This window comes from Acetobacter sp. JWB (assembly GCF_003323795.1).
Classification (GTDB): Bacteria; Pseudomonadota; Alphaproteobacteria; order Acetobacterales; family Acetobacteraceae; genus Acetobacter; species Acetobacter oryzifermentans.
Window position 1 is genome coordinate 1,408,504 of record NZ_CP030871.1, and the last position, 12,509, is coordinate 1,421,012.

A 12,509-nucleotide genomic window follows, 5' to 3' on the forward strand; every position below is an offset into this window, starting at 1 on the left:
TTTTGAGTGAGCAATATCATAAAGCGAATGAACGCATTATAGAATGGCCACAGTAGGATCTATTTTTAAATCCATATAGACGCTTTGATGTAATAACTTTGTTATAGTTTATAAGAATTACGCGCTGGGAAATCAGATTTATAAAAATGAACACAATGTCAAATTATATTTTGCACGATTTCATCTGTTTTCCCCGCCTTCTTGATCAAGATCATTGAGGTATTTTTACACTTCTCTTATTTTACATGACCAAAAAATTATAGGTCTATAGATTTTACGGTAAGGGTTCATATGTATAAAATAATAACTTGACTGACGTGTCATTATTTAATCATATTGCCTTGTCTGCATGCTGCGCTTTAACGCATTGTGATCCGCTTTTTTTCAGCAAGGTTTATTGTGAAAGCTCCTGCCAAAATTACAATTATCGCCATTTCTCTCTTTGCGGTCGCGGGTGGAGCCTTCGCGTGGCATGAGCATCAAGTGGCTCAAAGTGTTCCTGATGGCATTATTTACGGCAATGGGCGGCTGGAATTTACCCGTGTGGATGTGGCCGTAAAATACCCGGGACGCATTACGCAATTGCTGGTGCAGGAAGGTGATAATGTAACCTCTGGCCAAATTCTTGCGCAGGAAGATAAAGCCACCATTCAGGCACAATACGACCAGACAAGAGCGCAGGAAAACCGCGCCACAAGTGCGGCTGGTCGGGCCTCGGCTGAGCTTGTAGCGCGGCAGGCCGCATTGCAACTTGCGCATGATGAACTGCGCCATGCCCAAAAGATGCGGCAACAGAACCTGATTTCCGATATGGAAGTGACACAAAGGCGCACACAGGTTGAAACAGCACAAGCAGCGGTAAATGCAGCCTCTCAGGCTGTGCAGGAAGCCTTGCATGCCAAGGAGGGAGCCGTAGCGCAGGTTAATCAGGTTCAAACCGTGCTGGATGATATGACTATCCGTGCCCCTGTTTCTGGCCGTATCGAATACCGCGTTATTGAAACAGGTAGTGTTTTACCGCCAGGTGGGCGCGTGTATTCCATGCTGGATCCAGTTGACCCTTACATGACGTTGTTTTTCCCCACTGCATCCATCAATAATCTTAAAGTAGGTGATGAAGCGCGTATCCGGTTTGATGGGATGGATATGCCTGTTTCTGCAACCGTTTCCTTTATTGATAGTCAGGCTCAGTTTACGCCAAAATATGTGGAAACAGCCACCGAGCGTGAACAGCTTGTATACCGTGTAAAACTGCGTGTAACCGCGGATGAACAGAAACGTCTTGGCGCATTGTTAAAAGCTGGAATGACGGGTGAAGGCTATATCAAGCAACGGCCAGATGCAGCATGGCCTAAAGCTGCACTGTCTGGCGATGCCAGATAATGGAGGTATCTGCTGCTGGAATTCGTGTTGAAGGCGTAAGCCATGCCTATAATGGGCGTAATGTTCTGCACGATATTTCTCTCACCCTTCCCGCAGGGCAAACCATTGCGTTTATTGGGCCAGATGGTGTTGGTAAATCAACACTTCTGGGGCTGATTGCAGGCGTTCGGCATCTTCAGCGCGGGTCTATTCACACGCTTGGGGTGGATATCAGCAATAGAGCCGAACGGGAGGCTTTTCTTTCCCGCCTCGCTTTTATGCCGCAAGGGTTGGGCAAGAACCTCTACCCTACCCTTTCCGTGCGCGAGAATATCGATTTTTTTGGTCGGCTATTTGCATTGGATGCCACAACCCGCGCCAACCGTATTACGCATCTGCTGGATGCCACGGGCCTTGCCCCTTTTCCCGATAGGCCCGCAGGCCATCTTTCTGGCGGTATGAAGCAAAAGGTCAGCCTGTGTTGCTCTTTGGTGCATGAGCCAGATCTGCTTATTCTGGATGAACCCACAACGGGGGTGGACCCACTTTCTCGGCGTCAGTTCTGGGCGTTGGTGGAACAAATGCGGGCTGAACGGCCCTCCATGACGGTTATTGTTTCTACCGCGTATATGGACGAAGCCGAGCGCTTTTCATGGCTGGTGGCCATGAATGATGGGCGTATTCTGGCTTCTGGCCCTACGGAGGAAGTTAAAAAGCAGACCCACACCACAACGGTGGAAGCAGCTTATATCTCTCTCCTACCTGCGGCAGACCAAAAAGAAATTTCGGATTTTACAATTCCGCCTTATCAGGATGATGGCAGCTCTCCCGTTATTGATGCAGAAAACCTGACACGCAAATTTGGATCTTTCACAGCGGTAGATCACGTTAGCTTCCGTATCCGTCGGGGTGAGATTTTTGGCTTTCTGGGTTCTAACGGGTGCGGTAAATCCACCACCATGAAAATGCTGACAGGGCTGCTGGATATTACCAGTGGCACGGCAACCCTGTTTGGCCGCCCGATAACACCGGGAGACATGAAAACGCGCATGCGTATTGGCTACATGTCTCAAGGTTTTTCTTTGTATGAAGAACTGACGTTACGCCAGAACCTTATGTTGCAAGCAGAGCTTTTTCAGCTTCCGCCAGCCGAGGCCAAACAGCGTGTTGACAACATGCTCCAGAGCTTTCAGTTGGGGGCAGAGGCCGATAGTCGCCCAACAGGCCTGCCCTTGGGGTTTCGGCAACGGCTGCAACTTGCGGCCGCCTGCATTAACAACCCCGATATCCTTATTTTGGATGAGCCAACGTCTGGCGTGGACCCAGCTGCGCGGGACATGTTCTGGAAGCATCTTGTAGCGCTTTCACGCCAGAAACATGTGACCATTTTTGTTTCTACGCACTTCATGAATGAAGCCGCCCGGTGTGACCGCATTTCCCTTATGGATAAGGGCAAAGTGCTGGCCATGGGCACCCCGGCAGAAATTACGCAGGAGGAAGGCGCTTCCACTCTGGAAGATGCTTTTATTGCTTGTCTAGAAAAAGCGGGCAATTCCATAGCTGTTGCCAAGCCTCAACAGACCGCTTCAGAATCAACTGCTGCAATGCGGACAATACCGCCCTATATACGCTGGTTTTCACGCTGCTGGGCTTTTGCGCGGCGTGAGGCTGTGGAACTGATGCGTGATCGCCTGCGGCTGATGTTTGCCATTCTTGGCCCGACTATTTTGCTGTTGATTTCAGCTTACAGTATTTCGTTCGACATCAATACCATTCGCTACACCGTGGTAGATTACGATCATACCCACGCCAGCCGTGAACTTGTGGAGCAGTTTCGGGGCTCCCGCTATTTTCAGGAAACTGCGTTCTCGCCAGATCGCGAAACACTGGAAACGCGCATACAGCATGGACAGGTTGCAATGGGGCTGGATATTCCCCCCGGTTTTGGGCGTGATGTTGCTGCACGCCGTAACCCTGCCATTGGTGTGGTTATTGATGGCTCCATGCCCTTTTTAAGCGCCAATGTGCGTTCTTATACAGATGCCGTGCTGTTAACCTATATGGCCAATATGCAGAAAACCCTGCCGACATCCGTAACATCTGGGTTGATACCCGTCAGCATTGTGCCGCGCTTTGTGTACAATCAGGAATTTCGCAGTATTTACGCCATGACTCCCGGCACTATCATGCTGGCGCTTATTCTTGTTCCCACCATGCTTACAGCCCTTGGTGTTGTGCGGGAAAAGGAGATTGGTTCCATTATGAACCTGTATGCCTCCCCCGCCAGTTCCGGGCAGTATCTGGTGGGCAAGCAACTGCCCTATGTGGCCCTGGCTGTTATGGCTTATCTGGTGCTGGTAGCACTTTCTGTTACCGTTCTGGGTGTGCCTCTTAAGGGCTCTTTTATCGGGCTGAGTATTGGGGCTACGCTGTATATTTTGGCCAGCACCGGGCTGGGGCTGCTGATTTCTACTTTTGTAAGTTCTCAGGTGGCTGCCATTTTTGGCACGGCCATTATCTGCCTGATTATGTCTGCCAATTTTTCGGGTTTGCTTTATCCGGTTTCAACACTTACGGGCTTTACCTACTATCTTGGTAAAGCTTTTCCGGCTTCGTGGTTTCAGCTTATCAGCCTTGGCAGTTTTACAAAGGGGCTGGGCGTTCAATCCTTTCTTGGCATGTATCTGGCGTTGGGCGGGTTTGCGGCCCTTTACATGGTGGGGGCTCGCCTTTTCTTGAAAAAGCAGGATACGTGATGCTGCGCTGGCTTATCAATGTCGGCCTTCTGTGCCGCAAGGAATTTCATAGCCTGATGCGCGATTTTGTGCTGATGGGCCTGATTGTTTTTGCATTTTCTGCGGCTATTGTTCTTGTAGCGCATGGGGTGCGCGTAGATGTTGCAAACGCAACAGTTGCGTTTATTGATGAAGACCACTCAGCCCTTTCCCGCCAATTGCGGTCTGTTGTGCTACCGCCTTACTTCAAGCCCCCTACTCTAACCAACCGTATTGACGGCAAAACGGGTATGGATAACGGCACGTACAATTTTGTTATTGATATTCCGCCCCGTTTTGAGGCCGATGTTCTGGCAGGCCGCATGCCGCAGATACAGGAACTGATTGATGCTACAGCCATGACACAGGCTGGGCTGGGCAGTGTTTATCTGCAACAGATTTTTCTGGGTGAAGTACAGGCACAGCTTCATTCCCCCGATATCAATAAGCTGATGCCATTTCACCCTGAAAGCCGTATCCGTTTTAACCCGAATAGTGAATCTGCATGGTTTACATCTGTTATGCAGGTTGTCACCAATGCAACAATTCTTTCCATTGTGCTGGTTGGGGCGGCTGTTATTCGTGAGCGCGAGCACGGCACCATTGAGCATCTGCTTGTTTTGCCTGTTTCTGCCAGCCAGATTGCTATTGGGAAAATTCTGGCAAATGGTGCTGTTATCTTTGTAGCCAGTATGCTTTCCCTTTGGATTATCGTGCATATTGGGTTGGCCGTGCCTATTTCTGGCTCGCCGTTATTGTTTGCTGCCTGCCTTATTCTATACCTGTTTTCTGTAACTTCGCTGGGGATGATGCTGGCCACCATTGCGCCCACCATGCCGCAATTTGGGCTTTTGGTGGTGCCTGTTTATGCTGTGGCCTATCTGCTTTCTGGCGCAGCTACGCCGGTTGAAAGCATGCCAGAGGCTGTGCAATCTCTGGTGCGGTTTTTTCCGACCACGCAATTCGTCAAAATTTCACAATCCATTTTATATCGCGGTGCTGGGCTGGAAAGTATCTGGCCTTCCCTGCTGGCTATTGTGTTCTCTTCTACTCTTTTTCTTGCCATGGCGCTGCTTCGTTTCCGCTCCATGCTTGCCCGTCAGGATTGAATGCTGATGTCTCTTTCTTCATTTCCTACGCGCCTATTGCTCAGCACTTTTCTCTGCGCTGGTTTGGTAGCGTGCTCTCCTTTCCATACCACGCTACCACCTTCGCATGTGGCTATTCCGGCTCAGTTCAATGCCGCGCCACAGGATGCACAGCCTACGGACTTAACAAACTGGTGGACAGCGTGGCAGGATCCGTTGCTTGATCAACTTGTGCAGAATGCACTGGCTGCTAACCCCGAAATACGGATGGCGCAGGAGCGCGTGCAGGAATCTCGCGCCTATACACAAATGGCCAAATCTGCCTTGTATCCTACCATTGGAGCCACAGGCGGCATGATGGGCGGTGGTGTGGATTGGCGGCATCCGGTGCCTCCGCTCATGAAGATGGCAGATCCGGATATTCAGGACCCAGCAACAGATGGGCATTTGGCTGGCATAACCATGGCGTGGGAGCCAGATATCTGGGGCCGCAACCGTGCGCGTAAACGGGCTGCGCAACATATGGCTCTGGCAGCGGCAGACGTGCTACATGGCACGCATATGGCTATTGCAGCAGATGTGGCTGCCAACTATCTGACAGCCCGCGGGCTGCAACAACGCATTGTGTTGCTGGATCAATCTGCCCGCACGTTGCAGGAGCTTGTGCGGTATGCCACGGCTCGGTTTGATGCAGGTCAGACCACACGGGCTGATCTGGAAACCATAACAGCGCAGGTGCAGCAAGTGCAGGCGCAAAGGCCATTATTAGTTGCCGCATTGGATGCGTGCCGCCATCGGTTGGCTATTCTATCCGGCTTACCCCCAGAACAAGCGCCAGATATCACCGCACCGGCTCAATACCGAGTGCCCGCGCCGCCTGCTACGGAACTGCCTTCTACAGTATTAGACCGCAGGCCCGATGTATTGCTGCAAAAAAACATTGTGCAGGCCAATCTAGAACGGTTGATTAGCACTAAAACAGACCTTTTGCCGCGGTTTGGGCTAGAGTTTTTTGGTGGTGATGGGCGTTTGCGGTTTGATGGCATTCCGGGTGTATCCGGTTCTGGTGGGCTTATGGCTGTGAATGCCTATCTGCCTCTTTTTACGGCTGGGCGCATACAGGCCAAGATACGCGCGTCGGACTCTCAGCTTAAACAGGCTGTGGCATCGTATGATCAAACTGTGCTGACAGCTTTGGCAGAAGTAGAAGATGCTTATGAAAGCCGTTCCAGCGCAGACCAGAATATTGCCAGCCTGAGCAAAGAAGTTTCATCCCTCACCCTCGCCACAACTCAGGCGCAGGGGCTTTATGAGGGCGGACAGTTTACCATGCAGGATATTCTGACAACCCGGATAAAAAAGATTTCTGCACAAGATGAACTGGTAAGTGCGCAAACTCGGCAGGCCCTCTCAACAGTGCGTCTTGCCCGTGCTCTTGGTGGTGGCTGGGATACGCAAACAACCAAACGGTAAGGCCAGCACCTGATTGTTGTATTTTTAGGTATACTGTTTGCCGGATTGTATCGGGAGCCCATATTGCATAATCTAGACTTTAGTTCATGGCACAGTTTCCTGTTCACCATGATCGGGCTTTCGCTTATTACTTTGATTGGTGTTGGCATCCGGCTTTTGATGATGGTGCTGATTCAGCAACGGCGGGAGCGTATGAACCGCCAGATCAATGAGCGTTTGCGCACATTGATTGCTGCTTACCGCACATTGGGTGGCTCTTTTACCGGAGATCTGGCCGTAGATCCTAGGCATAAGCGAGATTTCCGCGTGGCGGCAGATACAGAAGCCATAACAACCACTTCTGTATTGGAAGATGCCAACACATCGGATCGTGCGCGGCGTATTCGTGATGCTGTAGAGGCAGCTTTATCCGATATTATTCTTCTAGGTACGGAAGAGCATGTCCGCTTAGCGGAACGCGCTGCCCGAGAACTGGTGGCGGGCCAGCGGGTGCATACGCATGATCTGGTTGTATCCTTGCGCAATTTTGTAAGGCAGGCGCTGGATCTTGCCCCCATTCCATCTGATCTGAGTATTCCTACACAAGGGCCAACCCGCGTGCAGGCATCTGGCGGGAAAGGGAAAGATGGCGGATCAGAAAAATCCGGTGGCGGTGGTGGTAATGGAGGAGGTGGTGGAGGCGGTATGCAAGGCGGCGGTGATATGGCTATGACAAGTAACCAAGCTGCGGAGCATCAGGACCAGATAACGCCCTCTGGCCATTAAAGCCAAGATTTGTAGCTGCAACATCTTACCCGCGCTGCGCAGTGTTATGTGTGCAGCATTTCACGCAAAAAGGATACAGGAGAGTAATCCTGTATCCTTATGGGCCAGCATTGCGGCATCAGTTCCCGATTTTGATTAAACGGGAAGCACGACTAAGTGCAATAATCGGGAAAAGCTGCCGGTAAAGATCATAACGCAGCATAAAGGCGCGTGAGAGTTCGGCCCCCTGCATCAGGCGCTTTGAAATGGCTGGATCATCCAGTTTGATGGTTTGGCCCACGCCGTAGCCGGGAAAGCCCGTGCCAGTGAATTCCTTTTCATTCCAGCTTCCGTCTTCTTCTTGCAAATCAATCAAATAACGGCAGCCTTTGGCGATGGCATCATAATCCTGGGGTCGGTTGGCGGCTATCAGCCCCATAAGCGCCCATGCCGTTTGAGATGGCGTTGTGGTGCCGCGGCCAATGGATTCCACTTCCATGTAGGAAGCGCAGCTTTCGCCCCAGCCACCATTTTCCTGCTGGGAGTTAATCAGCCAATCGCACGCCTTGGAAATGTAGGGCTGTGTCATGTCCTCACCCAAGGCAGCCAGAGCGGGCAGAACGGCCCCTGTGCCATACAGGTAATTCACACCCCAACGGCCAAACCACGGCCCTGTGGGGTCTTGCTCCTTGCGGATATACGCAAGCCCACGCTGAATACACGGCAGATCACGCGGAAGGCCCAACAAGCCAAACGCTTCCAGAACATGCGCTGTTACGTCTACCGATGGCGGGTCTAGAGCTTCCCCAAAATCGCAGAACGGAATTTTGGCAAGAATGCCCTTATTGTTGTCTTTGTCAAAAGCGCCCCAACCACCGCAAGAACTCTGCATAGCTACCAGCCACCGAACACCACGGCCGATGGCTTCTTCTACGCCTTTGGCTTTCCATTCTGGCCTGTTGCGGCAGGATGCAAGGGCAATGAGTGCAACGGCGGTATCATCTGTATCGGGGTATCTGTCATTGGCGTATTCAAACGCCCAGCCGCCGGGTTCTGTGTTGGGGAGCTTAACAGACCAATCCCCTTTTACGCGCACTTGGCGGGATAGCAGCCAATCCAGAGCTTTATCCATTTCTGGGGTAAAGCGTTCTTCGGCATTGGCATCATGCAGCGCCATAAGGGAGAGCATAGTATCCCACACTGGGCTGTTTGTGGCCTGAATCCAGCTGGCATCTCCTTTATCATGCCGCCAACCGGGATCATTCAGCGCATCAAGGGCCTTGGCCATAACAGGATGATGGAATTGGTAACCCTCACCATGCAGGGCCATCAGACCATACACCCACGGCGGCTGAATGCCCCCCCATCCGCCATCTGCATCCTGATGCCAGATAATCCATTCCAGCACGTCTTTAATGGCGGCTTCCCGCGAAGGAGCGCGCTTGAGGAAAGAGGTTTGGAGCCAATGCAGCCCTTTGTCAGCCATACGGAAGAAATCGGCAATAACATCCCTGCCCTCTTTGGTGGGCAGTTCGTAATCAAAGTTTTCCCGGCCACCAGGGAAAAGGGCATCCAGCCGATCCTGCGGACGCAATGGACGGGATGGACGACGCGCAGACAAAATAGCCAGCGGCATCATGGTAGCGCGAGCCCACTGCGCAAAGTTGTAAATGGAAAACACAAAATTATTGGGGAACCAGATAATTTCTGGCGGAAGATTAGGTGTTTTCTCCCACGGCCATTCCCCAATCAGGGCCAGCCAGTAACGGGTGAATACACGCACATTCTTCAGGCCGCCTTTGCTGATAATCCACGCTGCGGCTTTGCTAACAGTTGGGTCATCTTCTGCGTAACCCAAAGATCTGAGTGCTGCATAGGCTTCCACCGTTGCGTTGATATCACCACTACCAGCGCCATAATATGTGCCCCAAGATCCATCCGGACGCTGCATTTCAAGGAGCGCCTTACCCAGACGTGGCCGCAAAGGGTGGTCTTCCAGCCCCAAAAACCACAGGGCCAAACACCATTCAGCTTCCATGGAGGCATTGGAACCAACAGATCCAACCCAATGTCCATCGGGCTTTTGCTGTTTCATCAACCATTCACAGGCAGAAGAGAGCGTATGGGTCAGGCTGTTTCCCATTGCCTTAAGGGCGGACAGATCTGCCGGAACCTGTGGAGCAGGTTTTTGACGCACAATATCCGAGCTTCCAGACTGAATAAGGGTGTTAACGTTTGTTCCCTGAGTGTCTGAACCAGAACGCAAAATCTTCTTTAATGAAAAACGGCTTGCCATATTCATTGTGTCATACCTGCGCGAAATATCATGAAAGACTCATTGGTTCCTGTTTTAAAGATCACGGTGTTTCTGCTTGGGGCGTAATAAGCCGCAGGCAATCTGTAAACACTGTATCCCATCCAGACTGATCCATAGCGATAAAGCCGAAGCTTCTGAGAAGAAAAGCCCCTTCCGCGGCAAAAATTGCCGTACGCGCCTGATGCGCATCTTCCGAGGTGGCGTTACAATCCCCAAACCATCCGGCGTACCATTCCCGTATCCGGTTGAGGTATTTGGGAGATTGCAGCAAGGTAATGAGCATTCCCACCATTCTGGCTTGCGTGGCGGCATCTATCTGGCGGCAGGCCATAACATAGGCGCGTGCCCGCTCTGCCAGAGAAGCCTTGGGCCCCACATATTTTGCTATTTCCAGATCAAACGCTGCTATCCAGCGATCAATCATGGCGGTAATCAGATCATCCTTATTGCCAAAGCAATACTGCAGGCCACCTTTGGTAATTCCTGCGGCCTTGGCTACGGCATCAAGCGTTAAAGCAGTTGCCCCGCCCTTCTGAACAAGCTGTTCCGCGCTGTCCAGAACGCTCTCCCGATCAATGGTTCTGCGGCGGCCCATGCACCGTCCTTTATTATTTCAATCCGTCTGGATGGAATTAAAATGGGAGCGATGATTGTGCAACCGCATTATTGGAATGCACGGATGCATTTTTAGAATAGCAGAAAGCTATTCATTCCAAATGAAGAATCATCCATAACTATATGATAATAAATATAAAAACAAAATTTACAGCCTAAGAGCATCTTCAATAAGCGCATCCAGAGTCATGCCCTCGCCTTCTCGCGTCAGCAAGGCTTCCAAAAGGCCGTCTATCGCCAATACAGCTAAGCCATGCACCTTGGCCCACAAGGCTGCGCGTGCGCCAGCACGTGTATGGGCGGAATGCTTGCCTTTTAGGTCTCCTACACATTGAGTGAGCATGGCGGATGTTTTGGCCGCAGCTGCAGCCAGATGCGGGTCTTTTCTATCAATTACATCGCTACGGAACATAAGGGTAAACAGGCCCGGATGTTGCATGGCGAATTGTACATAGGCCACGCCAACAGCGTGTGGCCCTTTATTAAGCAGCGGTGTAAGCGTTGCTGCCAGTTCTTCATATCCTATTGTTGCCAGCGCACTGAGCAAGCCTGTTAAATTTCCAAAATGCGGAATTGCGGCTGTTTGTGAGACACCCGTATGGCGCGTAATGGCCCGCAGCCCTAGGGCTGTAATGCCTTGTTCCTCTAGAATGGCGCGCGCAGAACGCAAAAGAGCGGTTGGCAGATCTCCATGATGGTAAGCTTTTTTAGGCTGAGCAGGCTGGGCCATGATGTATTTTCCGGAATATTCGCGATAGCCATTAGAACACTTGACTTTCTTTTCTCATGCTCCATTCTTAACGTTGTTAAGTTTCAGCGTATCGGGCGGTCAAACACAAGACCAATAGCCTGAAGAAGGATATCTCTTGCGTTTTCTCCCCTCTGTTTATCATGTTTCTCGTTTGGTTGCTGGTCTTTGCCTTATGGGTGCAAGTTCCGGCGCCATTGCTGCATCGGCAACCCCATCTGGTGCGGCTGGTACGTTGACATCGTCTCAATCTTTGCCTGTGGCTTTTACATTGCCTGATGCTGGGCGATCCTTGCGCATCACCTACCTTTCCACCAATGGTATTACGGGCAAAGGGCTGGTGCCGGTTACGGCAGAAGTTATTCTACCACAAGGCAAGCCGCCTGCTGGTGGGTGGCCCATTGTTGCATGGGCGCATGGTACGGTAGGTGTTGCAGGCCACTGCGCGCCCTCTAACAATCCGTGGAGCGCACGTAACAAGCGTTATCTCTCTGAATGGATGAAACGTGGCTTTGCCGTAGTAGGTACGGATTATCAGGGTTTGGGAACCTCCGGTATTCATCCGTATCTTAACGCGCGCGTGGAAGCCTATAACCTGCTGGACAGTGTGAAGGCGGCCTTGGCCTCGGTGCCAGATTTGCAGAACAAAATCATGATTGTTGGGCAATCTCAGGGTGGTGGGGCAGCGTTTGCCTCTGCAGCGTTTGCACCAACATATGCGCCAGATTTGAATATCCGAGGCACTGTGGCCACGGGTGCGCCGTATATTACGCCAGAACTGCTTAAGCAAATAGCAACCGCGCCGGATAATGCGCCGTATAATCCTGTTATGGTTTATACGCTTTATCTGGCACAGGGACTTTCTGGGTATGATACAGCCTTTAAGCCAGAAAGCGTTTTTACAGCTAAAGCCATGCCAGCCTACCGTGCCGCAGCCAATTTATGTGTGCATGAGCTGACAGATAAGGTGAAGGCAGATGGGTTGAATTTTAGCAATTCACTTCAGCCTGACTTTGCAAAAAATCTCTCTCCAGCCTTAAAGGCCATGCAATATCCTACCATGCATCTGGCGCAACCACTGTTTATGGGCACAGGAGAGCTGGATAAGGATGTGCCACCACCGCTTCAGCTCGGGCTGGTAAAAGCTGCCTGTGCTGCTGGCACAGTGGTGCAGGCACATGTTTACAAAAGCCTGAACCATGATCAGACGGTAAATGCCTCGTTGCCAGATTCAGCTTCTTTCACGCAGGATGTTATGAACGGGCAAGCTGTTACGCCGCAATGCACCCCAACCCCGGAATAAAATTACCCAGACATATTGGGGTTTGCTGATAGGAAGAGAAGCGGCGGTTTTACGCTTTTCTTCCCTTGTGTGGGGTATGTAACGC

At 51.3% G+C, this 12,509-nt stretch carries 9 protein-coding genes; 6 read left to right on the plus strand and 3 right to left on the minus strand.

Features of this window, described 5'->3' with window-relative positions:
• The first annotated feature begins 399 nt into the window (after window positions 1-399).
• The 5 genes from DS739_RS06755 to DS739_RS06775 all read left to right on the plus strand — a co-directional run bounded on the left by DS739_RS06755 (window position 400) and on the right by DS739_RS06775 (window position 7,462).
• Complete coding sequence (locus DS739_RS06755) at window positions 400-1,383, plus strand: HlyD family secretion protein (protein WP_035353773.1); 984 nt, start codon at window positions 400-402, stop codon at window positions 1,381-1,383.
• Window positions 1,383-4,118: a ribosome-associated ATPase/putative transporter RbbA gene (rbbA, locus tag DS739_RS06760; RefSeq protein WP_006115469.1), complete on the plus strand. Its 2,736-nt coding sequence runs from the start codon at window positions 1,383-1,385 to the stop codon at window positions 4,116-4,118. The genes DS739_RS06755 and rbbA overlap by 1 nt, the downstream gene beginning before the upstream one ends.
• On the plus strand, window positions 4,118-5,245 hold the full coding sequence (locus DS739_RS06765) for an ABC transporter permease (protein WP_035353753.1): 1,128 nt from the start codon (window positions 4,118-4,120) through the stop codon (window positions 5,243-5,245). Before rbbA ends, DS739_RS06765 begins: the two co-directional genes overlap by 1 nt.
• The gene (locus DS739_RS06770) at window positions 5,246-6,697 is read left to right on the plus strand and encodes a TolC family protein (RefSeq protein ID WP_006115471.1); all 1,452 of its coding nucleotides are present in this window, start codon (window positions 5,246-5,248) and stop codon (window positions 6,695-6,697) included.
• 63 nt (window positions 6,698-6,760) lie between these two features.
• On the plus strand, window positions 6,761-7,462 hold the full coding sequence (locus DS739_RS06775) for a hypothetical protein (RefSeq protein ID WP_162853390.1): 702 nt from the start codon (window positions 6,761-6,763) through the stop codon (window positions 7,460-7,462).
• Window positions 7,463-7,580: 118 nt separating this feature from the next.
• On the opposite strand, the gene shc is transcribed toward DS739_RS06775, so the two are convergent.
• The 3 genes from shc to DS739_RS06790 form a co-directional block, all read right to left on the minus strand.
• On the minus strand, window positions 7,581-9,743 hold the full coding sequence (gene shc / locus DS739_RS06780) for a squalene--hopene cyclase (protein WP_006115473.1): 2,163 nt from the start codon (window positions 9,741-9,743) through the stop codon (window positions 7,581-7,583).
• Window positions 9,744-9,798: 55 nt separating this feature from the next.
• Window positions 9,799-10,353 carry a TetR/AcrR family transcriptional regulator gene (locus DS739_RS06785; protein WP_006115474.1) on the minus strand — a complete coding sequence of 185 codons (555 nt, stop codon included), beginning with the start codon at window positions 10,351-10,353 and terminating at the stop codon, window positions 9,799-9,801.
• Between the two features lie 168 nt (window positions 10,354-10,521).
• On the minus strand, window positions 10,522-11,103 hold the full coding sequence (locus DS739_RS06790; protein ID WP_006115475.1) for a TetR/AcrR family transcriptional regulator: 582 nt from the start codon (window positions 11,101-11,103) through the stop codon (window positions 10,522-10,524).
• A gap of 136 nt (window positions 11,104-11,239) precedes the next feature.
• On the opposite strand from DS739_RS06790, the gene DS739_RS06795 reads away from it, so the two are divergent.
• Complete coding sequence (locus DS739_RS06795) at window positions 11,240-12,424, plus strand: lipase family protein (RefSeq protein WP_006115476.1); 1,185 nt, start codon at window positions 11,240-11,242, stop codon at window positions 12,422-12,424.
• Window positions 12,425-12,509 lie beyond the last annotated feature (85 nt).